Raw genomic sequence first — 23,168 nt, 5'->3', positions numbered from 1 at the left:
CGGCCATTGGGGCTCAGTCTTCCTCGCTCGAAGGCGCTTCTGAAGGGGCAGCCTCCGCCTGCGAGTCGTCGAGGTACGCCCACAACGCCTTGGCCACCGCGTCGTCGGCGGGGCCGTTGGGGCCGTCGCCAAACAACGTCTGGCCGATGCTCAGGCCGAGCTTGCGATAGCTCTCGAACTGGGCTTCGTCGAAGAACTGGTCGGCGGTGGTCTGGTTGGGAAAACTCTTGTTGGCCAGGGCGTAGTTGAGCACGTCCAGCGACAGCCCGGCGATCAGCCGCGGCTTGAGCACCAGCACGCGGCTGATCCGCTTGCCCGGTTCAACGCAGGAGTAGACGTCGAGCAGCAGCGCGCAGCGCCGGTCCTTGCCCGACGCTGCAACCTGGAAGTCCGCCATGCAGCCGAACACGTCGCGCAGCCCCTCGCGCTCGGCGATGTCCGCGTTTTCGCGGATCTCCAACCCGTGGTCGATGCGTGCCAGGCGGATGAAGTTGCTCAGGTCGTCGAACTGGTAGTCGGGGTCGCAGCCGCAGTCGCAGAGGACGATCAGCTCGACCTGGCGTTCCTGGCGCAGCAGTTCGTAGGCGGCGGTGTTCTCGAAGTGGCCGCCGTCGGAGAGGTACTGGAAGTCGCGCCGATGGCCGTGGAATTGCGCGGTCATTTCGTAGAACAGGTAGGTGTGGGTCGGCAGCCAGCGCGACATCTTCAGCCCCAGGGTTTGCGGCGCGGCGGGCCGGCCGTCGATAAAGCCGCTGGGCCACCAGTTGCCCAGGCGCACGTTGGCCAGGCCCAGCAGCAGCGACATGCCCAGGTTGGTGGCACGCCCCAGGCCGGTGGTGAAGGCCGCGCCGGAGAGGCCGATCCATTGGCCGATGCTCAGCGGATAGTCGATTTCCGATTTCGCGATGTTTTCCTGGCCGCGCGGGTAGAACTTGCCGTCGAGGATGAACGTGCCTTGGCCCTTGTCTGCACTTTCCGCGTCGACGAGGCCCGGCGCCAGGCACAGCGGCTTGCCCTTGCGGTCGCGCTGCACCAACTGTTCGGCGGGGTCGACCGTGAGGTTCATGGTCACGTTGATCAGGTGCAGCGGGCCGGCATTGGGCGCGTAGTAGTCCTTGACGCTGATATCGTCGTTGGCCAGCGGTTCGGCCACGCTCATGTGCTTGCGCCGTTGCTCGTCGGTCCCGTTGAAGCGCTTGCCGTTGGAGGCGCCCATATAGGCCCGCACCAGCCGCGCGCTGTAATAGCCCTGGAACGACGAGGTGTTGAGGAAGCCGACGAAACGGCTGGTCACCCAGGTCAGGGCGCCCGCGATTGCGACCAGCAGGAGCAGGCGCAGGACGTAGCCGTCTTCCTGCGTGCGGACGCTGCCGTCGGCGGCGATCCACACCACGAACAGCATCCAGACCAGGCACACCACCGCCAGCAGCAGGACCCCGCCGATCAGCTCCAGGGGGCCCAGGGGCATCTTGCGCAGCCAGTCCGGCAGGGTCTTTTCGTCCTGCAGCAGCGCCAGCTGGCGCACCAGCCAGATCAGCAGCGGCAGGGTGCCTGTCGCTCCCAGGGTCAGGGTCTTGAGGTTGTGGTAGATCTCTTCGGAAAGCGACACCAGGAACGCGGCGAAGAACGACACGCCGAGGGCGACGATGATGTTTGCCAGCAGCCGGGTGATCTCGACCCGGTAATTGCGCACGGTGAAGATCCCGTTGTCGCTGTCGGCGTGCGCGCTTTCGCGCTTGAGGCGCGAGATCATGCCCGCGGCGTAGATCACGCCCAGCACCGCCACCGCCGCCAGGGCCAGCAGCAGGTAGCGCACATTCGGCGTGTCGTCGGGCAGCAGGGCCCGGACCAGGATCAGCACCAGCGCCGTTGCCCCGCAGGCCTTGGCCGCGAAGTTGCCCAGGCTGGGCGCGTCGCCCAGGCTGGTTTCCGGCAGCACCAGCCAGTAGGCCAGGCAGCAGGGCAACAGGCCGAGGGCAAAGACCGCGGCGGGCAACATGAACAGCTCCAGACCCAGCATTTTCAGGAGCATCAGCGATGCCAGCACCAGGAGGATCGGCATGCCGATCACCAAGTGCAGCGACAGCCAGTTGCGCCAGGTGATCGCCAGGGCATAGAGCATGTCCCCGGAGCCGGTGGGGGTCAGGTAACGGCCGTTTTCCCGCAGCCAGGCCGTGGGGCCCATGCCAACGGGCGCTTCAAGGTAATTGATGCCGGTGCTGATCCGCCGGGGCGGTTCGTAGCGCAGCACCTCGTAGGCATGGTCGGCCGCGGTCTTGGCCGCCTGCTGCTCGGGCGAAAGGGCCGGCGTCGGGGCGGGGGCGTTCTCAGGGGCGTTCTCCGGGTCTTGCGGCGCTGCCTTGCGCAGGCGGTCGGGGATGAACAGGCTGGAGAAAAAGCTGCCGATGTAACCGCCGCCGCTGACCGTGGACAGGTAGTCGAAACGCGGCAGCAGGGTGTTGCCGGTGTCGTCTGGCGCGTTGTCGTCGGCGTGGTCGGGGGCCTTGGCCCGGGCCATTGCCTGCAGCACGCCGAGGCAGAAGGTGGCGCTGCGGATACCGCCGCCGGACAACGCCAGCCCCCAGGCTTTATGGGGTTGGCCGTCGGACGGGGGAGACGGGGGAGACGGGGGAAGGCAGGTGAGACCCAGGGCAGTACGGCGGTTGTTGATGCGGTCCTTTTCTCCAGCGTAATGCTGCTCGGCTGAGTCCATGTTTCGCTCCTTGCTGTCGCGGTAGTGGCATTGTGCTTAATGGATTAAAGCAGAACCGCGTCACATTTTTCGGCCGGCAAGCCATTGGCCGAAGTGAAGTTCATGAAAATTTCTTTATTTAGAAATGTTATTAAAAATCATGAATTTATAGTGTTAATGCAGTTGATAAAGGCGTTGATCCCGACCTGTAACATAGTGTGTAACTTACCTGTTACTTGAGGTCACTACTTTGCGTGGGCCGCTATTTCCCGCTCTGTAACTTCAAGGAATTCAACCGCGTATGCCTATTCTTACTCGCAGGAAGCTGATGCAGGCCGCCGCTATCGGATCGGCCTTCACCTTACTCCCGGACTCCATCCGCCAGGCCCTGGCGATCCCCGCCAACAACCGCACCGGCACCATTCGCGACGTCGAGCACGTGGTGATCCTGATGCAGGAAAACCGCTCCTTCGACCACTACTTCGGCACCTTGCCCGGGGTGCGCGGGTTCAGCGACCGCTTCACCATCCCGCTGCCCGGCAAGCGCTCGGTGTGGGAGCAGCAGGGCATCGGCCGCCTGGTGCTGCCGTACCACCTGGACAGCTCGCGGGGCAACGCCCAGCGCGTCAACGGCACGCCGCATTCGTGGGTCGACGAGCACGCGGCCTGGGCCAGCGGCCGCATGAGCGCCTGGCCGACCTTCAAGACCAACACTTCCATGGGCTACTACCGCGAGCAGGAGCTGCCGTTCCAGTTCGCCCTGGCCAACACCTTCACCCTGTGCGACGCCTACCACTGCTCGGTGCACGCCGGGACCAACCCCAACCGCCTGTTCCACTGGACCGGCACCAACGGCCCGACCGGCGCCAACGTCGCGGCGGTGGTCAACGAATGGGACGGCCCGGGCGCGGTGGACGTCGGCTACACCTGGAAAACCTACCCCGAGCGCCTGGAAGAGCGGGGCGTGAGCTGGAAGATCTACCAGTACCTGCCGGACAACTTCGGCGACAACCCGCTGGCCGGTTTCCGCCAGTACCGCCGCGCCAGCGTGGCGGCCGGCAACCCGGCGCAGCCGCCGGAAGGCTTCACCGCCTTCGTGCCCTACAGCGATGCGCTGAATGCCCGGGTGCCGCTGTACAAGGGCAATGGCAATACCTTGCCAGCGCGCAGCGGCAGCGACCTGGAAGGCATGATCGCGGGGTTTCGCAACGACGTGCAGCAGGGCAAGTTGCCCAAGGTCAGCTGGATCGTCGCCCCGGCCACCTACTCGGAACACCCGGGGCCGTCGAGCCCGGTGCAGGGCGGCTGGTTCACCCAGGAAATCCTCAAGGCCCTGACCGACAACCCCGAGGTCTGGAGCAAGACCGTGCTGCTGGTCAACTACGACGAGAACGACGGTTTCTTCGACCATCTGCCGTCGCCGTCGGCCCCCTCGCGGCGCCTGGACGGCAGCTTCGCCGGCAAGTCCACGGTGGACTTCGACAGCGAGGTGTTCACCCACCCGGCGCCGCCCGGCACCACCCAGCAGCCGCAACCGGACGGCGGCATCTACGGCCCCGGCCCGCGGGTGCCGATGCTGGTGCTGTCGCCCTGGAGCCGCGGCGGCTGGGTCAACTCCCAGGCGTTCGACCACACCTCGGTCCTGCAATTTCTCGAGAAGCGCTTCGGCGTGCGCGAGCCGAACATCAGCGCCTGGCGTCGCGCGGTGTGCGGCGACCTGACCTCGGCCTTCAACTTCGTCAACCCCAACAGCGAAATCCTCCCGCCGCTGCACACCACCACCCGGCAGAACGCTGACCTGCTGCGCCAGCGCCAGGAGCAACTGGCCCAGGTGCCGTTGCCGGACGCCAGCCGCCAGCACCTGCCGCAGCAGCAACGCGTGGCGCGGCCGTCGCGGGCCTTGCCGTATCGCCTGAACGTCGAGGCCAAGGCCAGGCGCAAGGCCTTGTCCCTGACCCTGAACCTGCAGAACAGCGGCGAGCAGGGTGCGGTGTTCCATGTCTACGATCGCCTGCACCTGCTGGACGTGCCGCGGCGTTACACGGTGGAGGCGGGCAAGCAACTCAAGGACAGCTGGCAGACCGCTGGGCGCTACAAGCTCTGGCTGCTGGGGCCCAACGGTTTCCACCGCAGCTTCCACGGCAACCTGCTGGAGCGCCAGCCCGAGGTGTCGCTGTTCAGCCGCGGCAACAACCTGCAATTGACCCTGAGCAACCCCGGGAAGGAGTCGGTGTCGATCACCATCGAGCGTTGCCCCTACACCCATCAGGGGCCGTGGCGGTTTGACGTGCCGGGGCGCAGCGAGATCCATCAGATGTTCGCCTGCCACGCCAGCGGCGGCTGGTACGACCTCACCGTGCGCGCCGAAGGTGGCTGGTTGCGGCGCCTGGCCGGGCGTCTCGAAACCGGCGCCCACAGCATCAGCGACCCGTTGATGGGCGTGTAACCGCGTACCGGTACCCGGCCCGCAAGGGGTCGGGGGCCGCGCCTCAAGAGCACGCCAGGGCCTTGTTCCCTGGCGTCTCGCAGGCCGTTGCCAGCCGGGTCGCACAGCGATTCCAGAGCGCCTGCCGATAATTCCCGCCGTACCAAAACACCGACCGAATCACACAAAAGGGCTTGGTTTACGACATGAACATTAATTAGAATCAGTCTCATTTAAGCCATCCTTCGCGCAGGGCCTCTAGACATGATCGACGCAGCGACGCCTCCGGAGCACAGCCTACATGCCCTGTACCGGGACCATCGCAGTTGGCTCGAGAGCTGGTTGCGCCAACGCATGGGCAACGCCTGGGATGCGGCGGACCTGAGTCAGGACACCTTCGTGCGCGTGCTCGCCAGTTCCCAGCAGATCGTCGATATGCGCGAGCCGCGGGCCTACCTGGTGACAGTGGGCAAGCGCCTGCTGAGCAACTTCTACACCCGGCGCAAGCTGGAGCAGGCCTACCTGGACGCCCTGGCCGATCTGCCCGAAGACTGCGCGCCGTCCCCCGAGCAGCGTTGGGTGCTGCTGGAAACCCTGCAGGCCCTGGACGAATTGCTCGACGGCCTGCCAGCCCAGGTGCGCCGGGCGTTTCTCTGGAGCCAGCTGGAAGGCCTGGGCTACCGCGAGATCGCCGAGCGCCTCGATATTTCGGAACGCACCGTCAAGCGCTACATGGCCCAGGCCTACGAACACTGCCTGCTGGCGGAGCTGTTGTGATGCGCGCCGCGCCGTCCGGCGAAGCCCGCGAGGTGGCCCGCGCCGCGGCGCAGTGGCTGGCGCTGCTGGAGTCCGGCGCGGCCAACGCCGACGATCATGCGCGCCTGCAGCACTGGCGTAACAGCGACAGCCAGCACGAAAACGCCTGGCAGAAGGCGCAGTTGCTGCGCCAGCGTTTTTCCGCGCTGCCTTCGGCCCTGGCCATGGCCACCCTGGACCGACCCGACCCGGCGCGGCGCGCGGTGCTCAAGCGCGCCCTGGGCGTCGCCGCGCTGGTGCCGACCGCCTGGCTGCTGGGCCGGCAGCTGCCGCTGGATGTGTGGCGCGCCGACCTGCAGACCGGCACCGGCGAACACCGCCGGCTGTCCCTGGCCGACGGCAGCAGCTTGCAGTTGAACACCGCCAGCGCGGTCAACGTCGACCTCGGCGCGCGGCAGATGACCCTGGTGCGCGGCGAGATGGCGCTCAAGGTCAACGGCAGCGCGCCGCTGACCATCCAGGCACCCTATGGGCGGATCATCGTCAGCCGCTGTGAAGTCTGCGTGCGCCTCAACGAGCGCGATTGCCGGGTCTCGGTGGTCAGCGGCTCGGTGCAGTTGCAACCCTTGCAGGGGCCGCAACTGGAGTTGCGCGAAGGCCAGCGGATTCGCCTGCGCGCCGACGGCGCCGGGCAGATCGATGCCTTCGACGCGCAGTTGCCGGGTTGGCGCGACGGCGTGCTGATGGCCCAGAACCAGCCCCTGGGCGACTTCCTGCGCGAGCTGAGCCGCTATCGCCCGGGGCTCTTGCGCTGGGACCCGGCGCTGGAAAACCTGCGGGTCACCGGCAGTTTCCGTCTCGACAACACCGACCGCGTGCTGGCGCTGCTGGCCGCCAGCCTGCCGCTGGATGTGCATTCGCGCACCCGCTATTGGGTGACCCTGACGCCACGCCCCAACGCCGCGCAAAAAAATATCGCCTGAAGCCTGTCCCTTTTTTTCGCCTCGCCGGTCATTCCAGGTAAGTGAACAGAAAACGAGAGCTTCCTTCATGCCCGCAGTATTGCCTTATCGCTTGCGTCCGGTTGCCCCGGGCCTGCGTCCGTTGTTGCATTTGGGCCTCATGCTGACCTTGAGCTCCAGCCCCTTGTTCGTGTCCACCGGCTGGGCGGCCGATGCCGCCGCACGGCGCAGCTACCAGGTGCCGGCCGGCCCGTTGAGCGCCGCGCTGACCCGCTTCGCCGGCCTGGCCGGGGTCAACCTGTCGGTGGACCCGCAGCTGGTCGGCGGCCGCAACAGCGGCGGGTTGTCCGGCGAGTACGGGGTGGAAGAGGGCTTCGCCCGCTTGCTCCAGGGTTCCGGCCTGCAATTGCAGGCGGTGGGGGAGCAGGCGTACATCCTGACCCCGGCGCCGCAAGGCAGCAGCCTGCAACTGGCGCCGACCTCGATCCTCGGCGCCAGCGGCGCGACCGACAGCGACGTGTTCGCCGGCGGCCAGGTCGCGCGGCGCGGCTCGCAAGGCCTGCTGGGCTCCAAGGACTTCATGGAAACCCCGTTCAGCATCACCACCTACACCAGCGAGGCGGTGAAGAACCAGCAGGCGCGCACCCTCGGCGACCTGATCGCCAGCGACCCTTCGGTGCGGGCCACCAACCCGGCGGGCGGGCGCTACGAGCAGTTCACCATCCGCGGTTTCAGCCTGTTCAACAGCGACGTCTCCTACAACGGCCTGTACGGCGTGCTGCCGACCTACACCATCGACATGGAAATGGCCGATCGGGTGGACATCCTCAAGGGCCCGACCCAGCTGATCAACGGCATCTCGCCGCGGGGCAGCGTGGGCGGCGGAATCAACGTGGTGCCCAAGCGCGCCACCGACCAGCCAATCACCGAGTTCACCGGCAGCTACGCCTCGGACAGCCAGGTGGGCGGCGCGCTGGACATCGGCCGCCGCTTCGGCGAGGACAACAAGTTCGGCGTGCGCCTGAACGCGGTCAAGCAGTCTGGCGACACCACCTGGGACCACCAGAGCGTGGACCGCGATATGGCCGTGCTGGGCCTGGACTTTCGCGGCGAGCGCCTGCGCCTGTCGACCGACATCGGCCACACCGAGCGCGACACCGACGCCCCGCAGGAGCGGGTACAGGTCGGCCCCAACGCGCAAGTGCCGGACGCCGACGACGTGCGCGACAACTATGCGCAGTCCTGGAGCAAGGCGCGCACCAAGGACACCTTTGGCACGGTCAACGCCGAGTACGACCTGAGCGACTCGGTGATGCTGTATGGCGGCGTGGGCGCGCGCAAAAGCAATCACGACTTCCTGCGCCATGCGGTTTCGGTGACCAACGACGCCGGCGACTTCAGTGTGCAGCCGCGGGACTTCACCCGCGACGAAAACGTGCGCACCACTACCCTGGGCGTGCGCAACTGGTTCCATACCGGCCCGGTCAGCCATGAGGTCAACCTGGCCGCCAGCTACTTCTACATGGACTTCGAAAACGGCGGCGCGCGCTATGCCTCGTCAGGCAGCAACATCTACCACCCGCGGCCGACCCCGACGCCGACCCGGCCGACGCGCATCGACCCCAAGGTCTACACCGAGAACCGCTTCAGCGGCGTGGCGCTGTCCGACACCCTGGGCTTCTTCGAGGACCGCCTGCTGCTGACCCTCGGCGCACGCTGGCAGCGGGTCAAGGTCGACGACTGGAGCGATGGCATCAAGGGCGACACCGCCTACGACGAGGAAAAGGTCTCGCCGTCGGGCGGCCTGCTGTTCAAGGCCACCGACCGGCTGTCGCTGTACGTCAACTACATGGAAGGCCTGAGCCAGGGCAAGATCGCGCCGTCGACCTCGATCAACGAAGACGAAATCTTCCCGCCGTTCGTCAGCCGCCAGGTCGAGGCCGGCGCGAAGTACGACGCGGGCGCCTTCGCCCTGACCGCTGCGGTGTTCCGCATCAAGCAGCCGGCCTACGAGACCAACGCCACCACCCGGGTTTTCGGCCCCAACGGCAAGCGCCAGAACGACGGCGTGGAACTGAGCGTGTTCGGCGAGCCGCTCAAGGGCTTCCGTCTGCTGGGCGGGGTGATGTACATCGACAGCGAATTGAAGGACACCACCAACGGCACCTTCGACGGCAACCGCGCGCCGGCCACGCCCAAGTACAACGTCAACCTGGGGGCCGAGTGGGACGTGCCGAAAGTCCAGGGCCTGACCCTGACCGCGCGCGGCATCTATTCCGGCTCGCAGTACCTGGACCAGTCCAACACCAAGGAAATCGATTCCTGGGAACGCTTCGACCTGGGCGCGCGCTACGCCTTCAAGCTCGACGACAAGGCCATCACCTTGCGCGCCAACGTCGAGAACGTGCTGGACAAGCGCTACTGGAGCTCCGCCGGCGCTTCGGACGACAGCGAGCCGGGCCTGACCCTGGCCACTCCGCGAACCTTGCTGCTCTCGGCCACTGTGGGTTTCTGAAACACCCGAACCGGCGCCACAGGGAAGGGCGCCCCGTCTTGTTGATCGGCCATGACCGCCTGGCGGTCGAGGAAGGATGCATGCCCGTTATTACTTAATGAAGTTGCTGCTCTCTTGAATGAGAGGTTAGCCATTTAATGACAACTAACAAAGTTATCAGAAAGATGGCAATAACATGGCGAATTCATGGCGCCGCTGATGACATTTCCCAGGTTTAATAACTGGGTCTTTGGCGTGCACGCGCTATTTAACTTATATCCGCAAATGCCAGGTAACTATTCCAAATAAGTTTGGATAAAGCAGTTGCGCTACTTAAGTAATGATAATAATTTGCAGATCGAATTTAACGAGGGCGAACAGATGTTGAATGATGGCATATTGCGCACTAGTCCCCTGCAAAGAACCAATGCCGATTATCTGGCCCGGCAAGGCAAGTTCGAATCCAACGTGCGCAGTTATCCGCGCAAGTTGCCGCTGGCCATCGCCAAGGCCCATGGCGTGTGGGTCACCGACGTCGAAGGCAAGACCTACCTGGATTGCCTGGCCGGCGCCGGCACCCTGGCCCTGGGTCACAACCATCCAGCCGTCATGGCCAGCCTCGACAGCTTCCTGGCGTCGGGCCTGCCGATGCACACCCTGGACCTGACCACCGCGGTCAAGGACGCCTTCAGCGAAACCCTGCTCAGCCTGTTGCCCGGCCAGGGCCGCGACTATTGCCTGCAATTCTGCGGGCCGTCGGGGGCGGACGCGGTGGAAGCGGCGCTGAAGCTGGCCAAGACTCACACCGGGCGGCACAACGTCATCAGCTTCTCCGGGGCCTACCACGGCATGACCCACGGCGCCCTGGCGCTGACCGGCAATACCGCGCCGAAGCACGCCATCGCCGGGCTGATGCCGGGCGTGCAGTTCATGCCGTACCCCCATGAATACCGCTGCCCGCTGGGCATCGGCGGCGAGGCCGGGGTCGAGGCGCTGAGCCACTACTTCAGCCAGTTCATCGAAGACGTGGAAAGCGGCGTGGCGCTGCCGGCGGCGGTGATCCTCGAAGCGGTGCAGGGCGAGGGCGGGGTCAACTGCGCGCCGGCCGGCTGGCTGCGGGCGATCCGCGAGGTGACCCAGCGGCACGGCATCGTGCTGATCCTCGACGAAGTGCAGGCCGGGTTCGCCCGCACCGGCACGATGTTCGCCTTCGAGCACGCCGGCATCGAGCCGGACATGATCGTCATGTCCAAGGCGGTGGGCGGCGGCCTGCCCATGGCGGTGCTGGGCATCAAGCGCGAGTTCGACGCCTGGGAGCCGGGCAACCACGCCGGCACCTTCCGCGGCAACCAGATGGCCATGGCCGCGGGCCTGGCGACCTTGCAGGTGTTGCGCGAGCAGAACGTCGCGGCCCTGGCCGAGCGTCGCGGGCAGTGGCTCAAGGAACAGCTGACGGCCTTGCAGGCGCAGTACCCGGCCCTGGGCCAGGTGCGCGGGCGCGGCCTGATGCTGGGCATCGAGATCGTCGACGAGCGCGAGCCGGCCGACCGCCACGGGCATTACCCCACGGACCCGACCCTGGCCGTGGCCATCCAGCAGCACTGTTTCAAACAGGGTTTGTTGCTGGAGCGCGGCGGGCGTCGCGGCAATGTGATCCGCCTGTTGCCGCCGCTGATCATCGACGACGAACAATGCCAGCAGGTCATCCAGCGTTTTACCCGCGCGGTGGCCGACGCCTTGTTGCAGACCCGTTCCTGAAGTTGCCGGGGCGGATATTACGCACGCGCAGAAGGCATTAATGAACGTGTGGCATTTTTATACGGTGACCTCTCGTTGTCATAACTTCGAGCCGTAGATTGTTTATTGAAAGTACAAACAGGCGAGTTTGCCTGACGGGTAACTGTCGGCTTTTTATTGTGGCCGGCCTATAACTAACTCTTTGTCGCGACATCACGTAACCAATGACCGCACGGGCGACTGTGGAGCAGCTATGAATTATTCGGATCGCACTGTTTTATCGACGATGGTCAGTGAACTGGCGACTACGCGCGCCTTGCTCAATTGCCTGATCAAAGAGTTCGCCCTGCCGGAAAACTGCCTGAGTTACCGTTGGCCGCCCGAGATGCAGGGCATCGCTCCCGGCAGCTACCTGGACGGTTTGGAATGGAAGGGCATCCCGCTGACCATCGACCTGCCGAACCGGCAGCAGTTCTTCGTCATGGTCGACCGCCGCGACCACCTCGGCAGCCACCGTTACCTGTCCGACGTGTATGCCCGGCGCGACGGCGAAACCTGGCGCTGCCTGGCGTTCGGCGAATTCGTCGAGCGCCTGCTCGGTGCGTGCGAGCACATGACCCGGGCCAGCAACGACGAGTTGCTCGACCAGGTGCTGCAAAGCCAACTGCTGACCGCCGCCATCGTTGCCCACAACATGGACGGCCAGGGCCCGGCGCCGCTGAGCGGCTACCTGGCCAGCGAGCAGGGCCTGTGGTTCGGCCACCCCAACCACCCGGCGCCCAAGGCGCGGCTGTGGCCGGCGCACCTGGCCCAGGAAACCTACGCCCCGGAATTCCAGGCCGAGACCGCGCTGCACCTGTTCGAGGTACCGCGCCAAGGCTTGCGCGTGACCGCCAACGGCCTCAGCGAGGAACAGGTGATGGCCGGTTTCGCCGACCAGGGCCGGGCGCGTCCGGGGCATGCGTTGATCTGCATGCACCCGGTGCAGGCCGAGCTGTTCATGCAGGACCGCCGCGTGCAGCGCCTGCTGGAACTGGGCGAGGTGGTGGACCGCGGGGCGACCGGGCCGCTGGCCAGCCCGACCGCGTCGATGCGCACCTGGTACATCGAGGGCCACGACTATTTCATCAAGGGCTCTCTGAACGTGCGCATCACCAACTGCGTGCGCAAGAACGCCTGGTACGAGCTGGAAAGCACACTGATCATCGACCAGCTGTTCCAGCGCTTGCAGCGCACCCAGGCCCAGACGCTCGGCGGCCTTTCGGCGGTGGCCGAGCCGGGCTCCATGAGCTGGGCCCCGGCCCAGGCCAGCGAGGCCGACGCGCATTGGTTCCGCGAGCAGACCGGGGCGATCCTGCGGGAAAACTTCTGCCGTCGCGCCGGCGCCGAGCGCAGCGTGATGGCCGGCACCCTGTTTGCCCGCGACATCCATTCGCGGCCGCTGGTGCACGACTTCCTGCAAGGCTTCGACGCTCGCGAGCTGGCCGACGCGCAACTGGTGGACTGGTTCGACCGTTACCAGGCGCTGTTGCTGCGGCCGGTGCTGGCGTTGTTCTTCAACCATGGCGTGGTGATGGAACCGCACTTGCAGAACAGCGTGCTGATCCACGACCAGGGCCGACCGCAACAGCTGCTGCTGCGGGATTTCGAGGGGGTCAAGCTGACCGACGAGCTGGGCATGGCGCAGATCGACGTCGGCCTGCACCCGCGGGTGCGCCAGTCGTTGCTGTATTCCCGCGAGCAGGGCTGGAGCCGCATCACCTATTGCCTGCTGATCAACAACCTGTCCGAGGCGGTGCTGGCCCTGAGCTGGGAGCGCCCGCACCTGGCGCCGGCGATGTGGCAAAGGGTCGAGCGGCAGTTGCGCGCCATCCGCGCGGAGCTGGTGCGTCCGGCGCCGGAGCTGGACGCGCTGATCGCCGGCCAGCCGATCGCCTGCAAGACCAACCTCAAGGTGCGCCTGGCGGCCAAGGCCGATCGCCAGGCCGGCTACGTCAGCCTGAGTTCGCCGTGGAGCGAGGAGGCGCGTTATGGCTGAGTTGTCCCCGACGCTCCTGGGTGCTATCGAGCGTGCCCGGGCCGACAGCGCCGACCCGCTGGCGGCCTTTATCTACGACCTCGACGCCTTGCAGGCCCATGTGCGCCAGGTGATGGCGGCGCTGCCGGTCGGGGTCGAGCTGTACTACGCGATCAAGGCCAACAGCGAGGCGCCGGTGCTGGCGGCGCTGGCCCCGCTGGTCACGGGGTTCGAGATTTCCTCGGGTGGCGAGATCGAGCGGGTGGCGGCGTGCCCGACGCCCAAGCCGTATGTGTTTTCCGGCCCCGGCAAGCTCGATTCCGACCTGCGCGCGGCGTTGGCCCACGGCGTGGAAGCGGTGCACCTGGAAAGCCTCAACGAGATCGAGCGCCTGCAACGCCTGGCCGCGGCCGCCGGACGGGTGCAGGCGGTATTTATCCGCATCAACCCGCAGTTGCCGCAGAACCAGTCGAGCCGGCTGGCCATGGCCGGCACCGCCACGCCGTTCGGCATCGACGAGGCGGAACTGGCCGAGGCGGTGCAACGCGTCGATCGGGCCAGCCACCTGCGCCTCAAGGGTTTCCATGTGCACGCCATGTCCCACCAGCAATCGGTGGAACGCCATGAACAACTGCTGGATTTCTACCTGCAACGCTGGTCGCAGTGGCGGGCCCTGGCGGCGCATCCGCACCAGCTGACCCACCTCAACGTCGGCGGCGGCATCGGCGTCGACTACCTGAGCGGCCGGCAGTTCGACTGGCAGCGCCTGTGCCGCCACCTGGAACGGCGGCTGGCGGAGCAGGGCGGCCAGGCGCCGATCCTGCGCTTCGAGCCGGGCCGCTTTATCAGTGCCTTCTGCGGTTACTACGTGATCGAGGTGCTGGACACCAAGACCAGCCATGGCGAGCATTTCCTGGTGTGCCGCGGCGGCACCCACCAGTTCCGCCTGCCGGCGGCGCAGAGCCACGACCACCCGCTGATCCACCTGCCGCGCGGGCGGCGCGACGAGCAGGCGCCGGAGCGTGCCTGGACCGTGGTCGGCCAGCTGTGCACGCCCAAGGATGTGCTCAGCCGCGCCCAGCCGCTCAAGGGTGTCGAAGTCGGTGACCTGCTGGTGCTGCCGATGGCCGGGGCCTACGGCTACAACATTTCCCACGCCGACTTTCTCTGCCACCCACGGCCGGCGCAGCACTTCCTGCGCCAGGGCCGGTTGCTCGAAGGGGCGGCACTGTGATCAAGGCCCCGCGCAGCTGGGTGGTGGTCAACGTGCTGCTGGGCACCCTGACCGTCAGCCTCAACAACAGTTCGCTGAACCCGGCGCTGCCGGCGTTCATGGACGCCTTCGCCATTGGCCCGCTGCTGGCCACCTGGATCGTCGCGGCGTTCATGACCAGCATGGGCATGACCATGCCGCTGACCAGCTTCCTGGCCCAGCGCCTGGGGCGCCGGCAGCTGTACTTGTGGGGCGTGGCGCTGTTCGTCGGCGGCTCGCTGCTCGGCGCGCTGGCCGACTCCATCGCCTGGGTGATCGTCGCGCGGGTGGTGCAGGGCATCGCCAGCGGGCTGATGATCCCGCTGTCGTTGGCGATCATCTTCGCGGTCTACGCCAAGGACGAGCGCGGCCGGGTCACCGGCCTGTGGGGCGCGGCGGTGATGCTCGCGCCGGCGCTCGGGCCGCTGTGCGGCAGCCTGCTGCTGGAGTGGTTCAGCTGGCGTTCGCTGTTTTTGATGAACGTGCCGATCGGCCTGCTCGCGCTGCTGATGGGCCTGGCCATCCTGCCGGCGTCGGAGCCGGCCGAACGCAAGCCGTTCGACCTGGCCGGCTACCTGTTGATCGCCTCGGGCATCGGCCTGCTGATGTTCGCCATCAGCCGCCTGCACCAGGCCGCCGCGCTGACGGACCCGCTGAACCTGGGCCTGTTGCTGATCGGCGTGCTGTGCCTGGCGGCGTTCGTGCGTTTGGAACTGCGCCGCGAGGCGCCGCTGCTGAACCTGCGGATCTTCGCCCTGCGCGGCTATCGCCTGAGCGTGTTGATTGCCGTGGTGCAGTCGGTGGGCATGTTCGAGTGCCTGGTGCTGCTGCCGTTGCTGGTGCAGACGGTGCTGGGCTACAGCGCTATCTGGACCGGCCTGGCGCTGCTCTGCACCGCGGTGTTCGCCAGCCTCTTCGGGCGTCTGGGCGGCACGGCCCTGGACCGTCATGGGCCGCGCGGGGTGGTCTCTATCGGCTTGCTGTTGACCGGGCTCTCGACCCTGGCCCTGGGCCTGCTCCCGGCCGGCGCCGGCATTGGCCTGGTGTTCGGGTTGATGATGCTGCGCGGCGCGGGCCTGGGCCTGTCCTACATGCCGGTGACCACCGCCGGGCTGAATGCCTTGCCCGAGCCGATGGTCACCCAGGGCGCGGCGATGAACAACATCTCGCGGCGCCTGCTGTCGTCCCTGGCCATCGTCATCGCCTCGCTGTGGCTGGAGTTTCGCCTGGCCGGCGCCCCGCAGGCGGAGCTGGCGGGGGCCCTGGACCTGTCCGGGGCCATCAGCGAAGTGTTCGTGGTCACCGGCCTGCTGATCCTCCTGGCGTTGCCCTGCGCCTGGCGTTTTCCCCATTCCGACGCGACGCCCGAGGCACTGCCCGGCGCGCTCGAACACCGTTAACCCTTCTTTGCCCAAGGTATGAATATGGCGATTGCACGCTCGACAACCTCCAGCAACGGCTCCGGCCCCGGCGCCTGGCTGGCCGCGGTGGATCCGCGGATCAACGAAAAAGTCCGGCAGCGGGTGGTCGGCCAGCTGTTGCAGACCCTGTTCTACGAAGGCGTGCTGCGCTTCGACAGCACGCCCCTGGAAAACGGCTTGCAGCGCTTCGTGGTGCTCGGCCTCGATCGCCAGCAGGCGCGGGTGGAGTACCGCTGCGACGGGCTGCTCAGCGCCAGTTTCGAGCTGATCCGCCTCGACCCGGCCAGCCTGGAACGGGTCGACGGTAGTGGCCAGCGCAGCGTGCCGGACCTGCACCAGGCCCTGGCCGAACTGCTCGGCGACTACCAGGACAGCCCGCACCTGGGGCGCTTTATCCAGGAGCTGGAGCAGACCCAGCTCAAGGACCTGCAAGCCCGCAACCAGGGTTATCGGGCCGCGGTGCCGGCCCATGAGTTGGACGTCGACGCCCTGGAACAGCACTTCATGGACGCCCACAGCTACCACCCGTGCTACAAGTCGCGGATCGGTTTTTCCCTGGCCGACAACCAGGCCTACGGCCCGGAATTCGCCACGCCGATCGGCGTGGTGTGGCTGGCGGTAGCGCGCGAACGGGCGGCGTCCAACCATTCGCGCAAGATCGATTTTCCGGCTTTTATCCAGCAGGAACTGGGGGCCCAGCGCTGGCAACAGGTCGCCCGGCAACTGGCTAGCCAGGGCAGGGCGCTGGACGACTACCAACTGCTGCCGGTGCACCCGTGGCAATGGGAAAATGTGATTGTCTCGACCTTCTACCCGGAGCTGCTCAGCGGCGAGCTGATCTACCTCGGCGCCTCGATTGACGAGTACAAGGCCCAGCAGTCGATCCGCACCCTGGCCAATGCCACGGTCAAGGAACGGCCCTACGTCAAGTTGGCCATGAGCATGACCAACACCTCCAGCACGCGGATCCTGGCGCGGCACACGGTGCTGAACGGGCCGATCATCACCGACTGGCTGCAGCAACTGATCGCCAGCGACAGCACCGCCCGCGCCCTGGATTTCGTGATCCTCGGCGAAGTCGCCGGGGTCAGCTTCGACTACCCGCACTTGCCGCAATCCCGCGCGGTCCAGGCCTACGGCACCCTGGGGGCGATCTGGCGCGAAAGCCTCCATCAGTACCTCAAGACCGACGAGCAGGCGGTGCCGTTCAACGGCCTGAGCCATGTGGAAAACCGCTACGCCGAGGGGCCGCAGCAGCCCTTTATCGACGCCTGGATACGCCAGTACGGCCTCGAGGACTGGACCCGCCAGCTGCTCAAGGTCACGGTGCCGCCGATCATCCACATGCTCTACGCCGAAGGCATCGGCATGGAGTCCCACGGCCAGAACATCGTGCTGATCGTCAAGCAGGGCTGGCCGCAGCGCATCGCCCTGAAAGACTTCCACGACGGCGTGCGCTACTCGCCGGCGCACCTGGGGCGGCCCGAACTGTGCCCGCAGCTGGTGCCGTTGCCGGCCAGCCACGCGGCGCTCAATCGCAACTCCTTCATCCTCACCGACGACGTCAACGCGGTGCGCGACTTCTCCTGCGACTGTTTCTTCTTCATCTGCCTGGCGGAAATGGCGATCTTCCTGCGCCAGCACTACCAACTGGACGAAGGGCGCTTCTGGCAGATGACCGCCGAGGTGATCCTCGACTATCAGGCGGCCCACCCGCAGCACCGTGACCGCTTCGGCCTGTTCGACGTGTTCGCGCCGAGCTACGAAGTCGAGGAGCTGACCAAGCGCCGCCTGCTGGGCGACGGCGAACGGCGCTTCAAGTCGGTGCCCAACCCGCTGCACGCTTACAGGCCGCAGACATGCTGAGAACCAACCAGCTGAAACGCAAACTGGCGGCCGGGCAGACGGTGTACGGGTTGATCGCGTCGATCCCGGCGCCGGCGTCGATCGAGCTGATCGCCGAGGCCGGGTTCGACTTCGTGATCATCGACATGGAGCACGTGCTGATCAATCCGGAAACCGTCGAGCACATGATCCGCACGGCCGAAGCCTACGAGCTGACGCCGCTGGTGCGGGTCGCCGACCTCAACCCGAAAACCCTGCTGCGCCTGCTCGACGGCGGCGCCCAGGGCATCGTGCTGCCGATGATCGAATCCGCCGCGCAACTGGCGGCGGCGGTCGCCGCGTGCAAGTACCACCCGCTGGGCCAGCGCAGCCTCAACGCCGGGCGCCCCGGCAGTTTCGGCAAGCACAGCCTGGCGCAGTACGTGGCCCAGGCCAATGCACAGATCCTGCTGGTGGCGATGATCGAAAGTGCCGCGGGGGTCGACAACGCCGCGCAGATCGCCGCGGTGCCGGGCCTGGACATGATCCTCGAAGGCGCCGCCGACCTGTCGCAATCCCTCGGCATGCCCTGGCAGATCGACCAGCCGGCGGTGCAGCAGGCGCTGCTCGACAGCTGGCAGGCGGCGGACCATGCCGGCGTGCCGTACTGCGCGATTCCAAGGCAAAGCGGCGACCTCGGCCGCTGGCGCGAGCGCGGGGTCCGCGCCTTTGTCCTCGGCGACGAACGCGGCATCGCCTTTCGTGCCCTCCAGGCCAGGTTGGCCACCCTTTCTCTAGAAGGAAACTGATCCGATGAACGTCACGACCCTGGCCGCGCAACTGGTGATGCAGGACTTGATCGACTGCCTGCTCGCCGAAGACTTCTTTGGCCGCGAGCCCTTGCCGCTGCTGACGGCCGGCCAATGGCGCCAGGCCCATCCCGAGGCGCCGGCGCTGGAGAGCGCCGCTACCGGCGAACGCCTCTGGGAATGGTGCTGCGACGCCCAGGAACAGCGCTTCGTCAGCATCGCCCTGCGCCCGGGCATCACCCAGCAATGGGAAAAAGTTCCGGGCACCCCGGTGTTGGCCCGCCAGGAGCAGCGCTGGACCGTCCTGGGCCCGGTGGAGTTCATGAAGCGGGTGTTCACCGGCATGGGGCCGCGTTTCCAGGACAACGAAAAGGGCCTCACGCTGTTCCTCGAAGTACTGCATATCAGCGTCTGGCAGACCGCCTTGTCCCTGGAGCACCGGGTCGACCACCAGGACCTGATGGCCCAGGACGGCGCGACCTTTTTCCGCACCATGGAGCAGTGGGCCTCGTTGCGCGACCGGCCGTACCACCCGCTGGCCAAGGCCAAGCAGGGCCTGTTGCAGGCCGAGTACCAGCAGTACCAGGCCGAGTTCGCCCAGCCGGTGGCGCTGAACTGGGTGGCGGTGCGCAAGACCCTGCTGCAGGGCGGCGCGGGCGTCGACGACCTGGAGCAGGTGTACCCGGCGCGCTACCTGTTGCCCGAGGCCTTGCAGGCGCGGCTGGCCGCGGAACTGCACGCGCGCGGCATCGACGCCAGCCACGTGGCGCTGCCGGTGCACCCGTGGCAGTTCGAGCATGTGTTGCAGGCGCAGTTGGGCGAAGCTTTCGCCCGCGGCGACTGCCAGCGCCTGGACTTCAGCGAGGCCACGGTGTTCGCCACCTCGTCGCTGCGTTCGATGACCCCGTGCTTCGCCAGCGCCGACTACCTGAAGCTGCCGATGGCCATCTATTCCCTGGGCGCCTCGCGTTACCTGCCGGCGGTGAAGATGATCAACGGCGGCCTCAGCGAAGCGCTGCTGCATCAGGTACGGCGCCTCGACCCGGTGCTGGAGCAGAGCCTGCACCTGTGCGACGAGAGCAAGTGGTGGGCCTTTATGCCGCCCCAGGCGACCCTGTTCGACGAGGCGCCGCGGCACCTGTCGGCGATGGTCCGCGGCTACCCGCAGGCGCTGCTCGACGACCCGGAGTGCCGCCTGCTGCCGATGGCCGCCCTGGGCACGCCGTTGCCTGGCAGCGACCGGCACTTCTTCGATGAGTGGATGCAGTACCGCGCACTGCCGGCGACCCCGGCGTCGGTGCTGACCCTGTTCGGCGAGCTGTGCCAGCGTTTCTTCGACGTCAACCTGCGGATGTTCCGCCTGGGCATGCTCGGCGAGGTGCACGGGCAGAACGCGGTGCTGGTGTGGAAGGCCGGCCAGGCCCAGGGCCTGCTGCTGCGCGACCACGATTCGCTGCGCATCTTCGTGCCGTGGCTGGAGCGCAACGGCATGGCCGACCCCGAGTACCGGATCAAGAAAGGCCACGCCAACACCCTGTACCACCAGCGTCCCGAGGACCTGCTGTTCTGGCTGCAGACCCTGGCGATCCAGGTCAACGTGCGGGCGATCATCGACACCCTGGCCCAGGTCTACCAGATGCCGGTCACCGCGCTGTGGGGCCGTTTGCGCGACGTGCTGGACGGGTTGCTGGAGAGCATCGAGTTCGACGACGCGGCGCGGGCGCTGATCCGCCATCAGCTGTTCGAGGCCCCACGCTGGCCGCAGAAACTGCTGCTGACGCCGATGATCGAACGCGCCGGCGGCCCGGGCAGCATGCCGTTCGGCAAGGGCGAAGTGGTCAACCCGTTCCAGCGGCTGGCCGCGGATGCCTGACCCGGCATTCCATCCTTGCCGGCGCACGCTGTTGCGCCTGTCCCTGGGGTTGCTGGCGGTGCCGGGGATCGCCCGTGCCGAGCCGCTGCGGGTGGTGACCCTGTTCCAGGGCGCCAGCGACAGCGCCGTGGCCCTCGGGGTCACGCCTTGCGGCGTGGTCGAGTCGGCGAGCGAGAAACCGACCTTCCGCTATTTGCGTCCGGCGCTGGCGAATGTCCCCCATGTCGGCCTGGAAACCCAGCCGAGCCTGGAGGACATCGTGCTGCTGGCGCCGGACGTGATCGTCGCATCCGGCTTTCGCCACCAGCGCATCGCGCCGCTGCTGGAACGGATCGGCACGGTGCTGATGCTCGAAGAGGTGTTCGAGTTCAAGCGCACCCTGGCGCTGATGGGCGCGGCCCTGAACCGCCAGCAGCAGGCCAGCAGCCTGCTGGGCCAATGGCAGCAGCGTGTGGCGCAGTTGCGCGAACGATTGCAGGCGCACCTGGGCGGGCGTTGGCCGCTGACGGTGTCGGTGCTGGACGTGCGCGAGGACCATATCCGCTGCTACCTGCCCGGCAGCTTCGCCGGCTCGGTGCTCAGCGAACTGGGCTTCGCCTGGAACCCGGTGGCCCGTGAAGCCCGCGGCACCTACCTCAAACTCACCAGCAAAGAGAGCTTGCCCGTGGTCGATGCCGACCTGTTTTTCGTTTTCCAGCGCGCGGACAACCCGGCGGTGCAGCGCAATTTCGAACGGCTGGTGCACTATCCGTTCTGGCAGCAATTGCGCGCGGTACGCGAGGGCCAGGTGTGGCGCGTCGACGGCATCGCCTGGAGTTTCTCCGGCGGTATCCTCGGCGCCAACCTGATGCTCGACGATATTGCCCGCGTGGTGGCGTCCTCATGAGCCGTGGCTGGAAGCTGGCAGTGGCCTTGTTATTCATGCTGTGCTGCGCCGGCCTGAGCCTGACGGCCGGGGCGACCTGGATCGCCCCTGCGCAGTTGCTCCAGGGCCTGCTGCAACCGGACAGCCTGAGCGCTGGCCAGCAGTTGATTGTCGGCACCCGGCTGACGCGCACCCTGATGGCGATCGCCGTGGGCGCCAGCCTGGCGGTGGCCGGCGCGCTGATGCAGGCGCTGACCCGCAACCCATTGGCTTCGCCGGGGCTGTTCGGGGTCAATGCCGGGGCGACTTTCGCGATCATTCTCTGTTCGTCGCTGTTTGCCTTGTCGTCGATGAACCAGTGGCTGTGGTGCGCCTTTATCGGCGCCGCGCTGGCCGGCAGCCTGGTGTGGCTGATCGGCAATCGCGGCCAGGGCAGCCTCAACCCGCTGCGCATCGTGCTGGCCGGGGCGGCGATCACCGCGCTGTTTTCCGCCTTCAGCCAGGCCTTGCTGGTGGTCAACGAGGAGGGCCTGGACACCGTGCTGTTCTGGCTCGCAGGTTCCTTGTCCGAACGCGAGCTGGCCCTGGCCGCGCCGCTGTTGCTGGGGGTGGCGCTGGCCTTGCTCGGGGCCTTGTTGCTGGCCGGGCAAGTCAATGTGCTCAACGCCGGCGAATCCATCGCCGTCGGGCTGGGCCAGCGCACCGGGCGGGTCCGCTGGCTGATGAGCGTGCTGATCGTCGGCCTGGCCGGCAGCGCGGTGGCGCTGGCGGGCAGCATCGGTTTCATCGGCCTGTTGGTGCCGCACATGGTGCGCAAGGGCCTGTCCATCGACCATCGCTGGCTGCTGCCGGGCTGCGCGGTGCTGGGGGCGACCCTGTTGCTGCTGGCCGACACCCTGGGCCGGCTGGTGATCCTGCCCCAGGAGGTGCCGGTGGGGGTGATGACCGCGCTGTTCGGCGCGCCGTTCTTTATTTTCCTGGCGCGCCGCGGAGGTCGTTATGCATAAGACCCTGACCCTGCGCAGCACCGGCTTCTCGCGGCGCATCGAGCTGGCGACCCTGTGGCGGCTGATGCTGGCCCTGGCGTTGACGGCGCTGGTGATGCTCGGCGCCTTGTCCCTGGGCACGCTCAACCTGTCGCCGCTGACCGTGCTGGAGCTGCTGTGGCACGGCGGCGATCCGCGCCTGCTGTTGATCGTCGAGCAACTGCGCCTGCCGCGGCTGGCCCTGGCGGCCCTGGTCGGCGCGGCGCTGGCGGTGTCCGGGCTGATCCTGCAAAGCATCATCCGCAACCCGCTGGCCTCGCCGGACCTGTTGGGCATCACCAGTGGCGCCAGTGCCGCGGCGGTGCTCTACCTGTCGTTCTTCGCCCTGGCCCTGGGGCCGCGCTTCCTGCCGCTGGCGGCCATGGCCGGGGCTGCGCTGGCCGCGCTGGCGATCTACCTGCTGGCCTGGAAGCAGGGCACCTCGCCGTTGCGCCTGGTGCTGATCGGCGTCGGTGTGTCGGCGCTGCTGACCGCGGTGACCACCTTCATCCTGGTGTTCAGCCCGCTGACCACCACCTTGTCGGCCTACGTCTGGCTCACCGGCAGCGTCTACGGCGCCAGCTGGCCGGAGCCGCGGGCGTTGGCCGGCTGGTTGCTGGCGATCCTGCCGCTGCTGGCGTGGCTGGCCCGCCAGGTGCGGGTGCAGCAACTGGACGACGCCCTGGCCCAGGGCATCGGCGTGCGGGTGCAGTGGCTGCGCGCCGGCCTGCTGCTGGTCAGCGTGGCCCTGGCCGGGGCGGCGGTGGCCTGGGGCGGGGCGATTGCCTTCGTCGGCCTGATCGCCCCGCACATTGCCAAGCGCCTGGTGCCCCCGGGGTTTGCCGGGCAGGCGCTGATGGCGGCGCTGATCGGCGCCAACCTGGTGGTGCTGGCCGACCTGATCGGCCGGACCCTGTTCCTGCCGCTGGACCTGCCGGCGGGGATCTTCGTCGCGGTGCTGGGCACGCCGTTCTTTCTCTATCTTTTGATCAACCAGCGGCATTAAGGAATTTTTG

15 protein-coding genes are annotated in these 23,168 nt (G+C 67.1%); 14 read left to right on the top strand and 1 reads right to left on the bottom strand.

All coding sequences use genetic code 11. The features are described 5' to 3' along the window. Window positions 1-13: 13 nt before the first annotated feature. Entirely contained in the window at window positions 14-2,713 is a 2,700-nt protein-coding gene (locus BTN82_RS15460; protein WP_075119997.1) for a hypothetical protein, read from the bottom strand. 280 nt (window positions 2,714-2,993) lie between these two features. Here BTN82_RS15460 and BTN82_RS15455 point away from each other — a divergent pair, with 280 nt between their 5' ends. From BTN82_RS15455 to BTN82_RS15390, 14 genes are all read left to right on the top strand, one after another. Next, the gene (locus BTN82_RS15455; protein WP_075119996.1) at window positions 2,994-5,138 is read left to right on the top strand and encodes a phosphocholine-specific phospholipase C; all 2,145 of its coding nucleotides are present in this window, start codon (window positions 2,994-2,996) and stop codon (window positions 5,136-5,138) included. Between the two features lie 243 nt (window positions 5,139-5,381). Continuing rightward, window positions 5,382-5,894, top strand: a complete 513-nt coding sequence (locus BTN82_RS15450) for a sigma-70 family RNA polymerase sigma factor (RefSeq protein WP_075119995.1) — start codon at window positions 5,382-5,384, stop codon at window positions 5,892-5,894. Further along, entirely contained in the window at window positions 5,894-6,856 is a 963-nt protein-coding gene (locus BTN82_RS15445; protein ID WP_075119994.1) for a FecR domain-containing protein, read from the top strand. Before BTN82_RS15450 ends, BTN82_RS15445 begins: the two co-directional genes overlap by 1 nt. Window positions 6,857-6,923: 67 nt before the next feature. Continuing rightward, window positions 6,924-9,350, top strand: coding sequence for a TonB-dependent receptor (locus BTN82_RS15440; protein ID WP_075119993.1), 2,427 nt, complete (start codon window positions 6,924-6,926; stop codon window positions 9,348-9,350). Window positions 9,351-9,710: 360 nt separating this feature from the next. Then, window positions 9,711-11,087 (top strand): diaminobutyrate--2-oxoglutarate transaminase, encoded by a 1,377-nt coding sequence (locus tag BTN82_RS15435; RefSeq protein ID WP_075120007.1) that lies wholly within the window; start codon window positions 9,711-9,713, stop codon window positions 11,085-11,087. A 232-nt stretch (window positions 11,088-11,319) separates the two neighbouring features. After that, entirely contained in the window at window positions 11,320-13,104 is a 1,785-nt protein-coding gene (locus BTN82_RS15430; RefSeq protein ID WP_075119992.1) for an IucA/IucC family protein, read from the top strand. Continuing rightward, entirely contained in the window at window positions 13,097-14,317 is a 1,221-nt protein-coding gene (locus tag BTN82_RS15425; RefSeq protein ID WP_075119991.1) for a type III PLP-dependent enzyme, read from the top strand. The genes BTN82_RS15430 and BTN82_RS15425 overlap by 8 nt, the downstream gene beginning before the upstream one ends. Then, window positions 14,317-15,735, top strand: a complete 1,419-nt coding sequence (locus tag BTN82_RS15420; protein WP_186828399.1) for a DHA2 family efflux MFS transporter permease subunit — start codon at window positions 14,317-14,319, stop codon at window positions 15,733-15,735. Before BTN82_RS15425 ends, BTN82_RS15420 begins: the two co-directional genes overlap by 1 nt. A 24-nt stretch (window positions 15,736-15,759) precedes the next feature. Beyond that, window positions 15,760-17,622: an IucA/IucC family protein gene (locus BTN82_RS15415; RefSeq protein WP_075119989.1), complete on the top strand. Its 1,863-nt coding sequence runs from the start codon at window positions 15,760-15,762 to the stop codon at window positions 17,620-17,622. Next, window positions 17,616-18,389: an HpcH/HpaI aldolase family protein gene (locus BTN82_RS15410; protein ID WP_075119988.1), complete on the top strand. Its 774-nt coding sequence runs from the start codon at window positions 17,616-17,618 to the stop codon at window positions 18,387-18,389. The genes BTN82_RS15415 and BTN82_RS15410 overlap by 7 nt, the downstream gene beginning before the upstream one ends. Window positions 18,390-18,393: 4 nt before the next feature. Continuing rightward, window positions 18,394-20,262, top strand: a complete 1,869-nt coding sequence (locus BTN82_RS15405; RefSeq protein WP_075119987.1) for an IucA/IucC family protein — start codon at window positions 18,394-18,396, stop codon at window positions 20,260-20,262. Then, window positions 20,255-21,148: an ABC transporter substrate-binding protein gene (locus BTN82_RS15400; protein ID WP_075119986.1), complete on the top strand. Its 894-nt coding sequence runs from the start codon at window positions 20,255-20,257 to the stop codon at window positions 21,146-21,148. Before BTN82_RS15405 ends, BTN82_RS15400 begins: the two co-directional genes overlap by 8 nt. Further along, window positions 21,145-22,134 (top strand): FecCD family ABC transporter permease, encoded by a 990-nt coding sequence (locus BTN82_RS15395; protein ID WP_075119985.1) that lies wholly within the window; start codon window positions 21,145-21,147, stop codon window positions 22,132-22,134. The genes BTN82_RS15400 and BTN82_RS15395 overlap by 4 nt, the downstream gene beginning before the upstream one ends. Then, window positions 22,127-23,158, top strand: a complete 1,032-nt coding sequence (locus BTN82_RS15390) for a FecCD family ABC transporter permease (RefSeq protein WP_075119984.1) — start codon at window positions 22,127-22,129, stop codon at window positions 23,156-23,158. The genes BTN82_RS15395 and BTN82_RS15390 overlap by 8 nt, the downstream gene beginning before the upstream one ends. The last annotated feature ends 10 nt before the right edge of the window (window positions 23,159-23,168 follow it).

Source organism: Pseudomonas chlororaphis (assembly GCF_001921865.1).
GTDB lineage: Bacteria > Pseudomonadota > Gammaproteobacteria > Pseudomonadales > Pseudomonadaceae > Aquipseudomonas > Aquipseudomonas chlororaphis_D.
The sequence above is the reverse complement of the archived record's forward strand: the minus strand, read 5'-3'. Positions and strand labels throughout refer to the sequence as shown.

Coding starts and splice junctions, on each gene's coding strand:
- BTN82_RS15460 (WP_075119997.1), bottom strand. CDS start 2,713: ATGGACTCAGCCGAGCAGCATTACGCTGGAGAAAAGGACCGCATCAAC.
- BTN82_RS15455 (WP_075119996.1), top strand. CDS start 2,994: ATGCCTATTCTTACTCGCAGGAAGCTGATGCAGGCCGCCGCTATCGGA.
- BTN82_RS15450 (WP_075119995.1), top strand. CDS start 5,382: ATGATCGACGCAGCGACGCCTCCGGAGCACAGCCTACATGCCCTGTAC.
- BTN82_RS15445 (WP_075119994.1), top strand. CDS start 5,894: ATGCGCGCCGCGCCGTCCGGCGAAGCCCGCGAGGTGGCCCGCGCCGCG.
- BTN82_RS15440 (WP_075119993.1), top strand. CDS start 6,924: ATGCCCGCAGTATTGCCTTATCGCTTGCGTCCGGTTGCCCCGGGCCTG.
- BTN82_RS15435 (WP_075120007.1), top strand. CDS start 9,711: ATGTTGAATGATGGCATATTGCGCACTAGTCCCCTGCAAAGAACCAAT.
- BTN82_RS15430 (WP_075119992.1), top strand. CDS start 11,320: ATGAATTATTCGGATCGCACTGTTTTATCGACGATGGTCAGTGAACTG.
- BTN82_RS15425 (WP_075119991.1), top strand. CDS start 13,097: ATGGCTGAGTTGTCCCCGACGCTCCTGGGTGCTATCGAGCGTGCCCGG.
- BTN82_RS15415 (WP_075119989.1), top strand. CDS start 15,760: ATGGCGATTGCACGCTCGACAACCTCCAGCAACGGCTCCGGCCCCGGC.
- BTN82_RS15410 (WP_075119988.1), top strand. CDS start 17,616: ATGCTGAGAACCAACCAGCTGAAACGCAAACTGGCGGCCGGGCAGACG.
- BTN82_RS15405 (WP_075119987.1), top strand. CDS start 18,394: ATGAACGTCACGACCCTGGCCGCGCAACTGGTGATGCAGGACTTGATC.
- BTN82_RS15400 (WP_075119986.1), top strand. CDS start 20,255: ATGCCTGACCCGGCATTCCATCCTTGCCGGCGCACGCTGTTGCGCCTG.
- BTN82_RS15395 (WP_075119985.1), top strand. CDS start 21,145: ATGAGCCGTGGCTGGAAGCTGGCAGTGGCCTTGTTATTCATGCTGTGC.
- BTN82_RS15390 (WP_075119984.1), top strand. CDS start 22,127: ATGCATAAGACCCTGACCCTGCGCAGCACCGGCTTCTCGCGGCGCATC.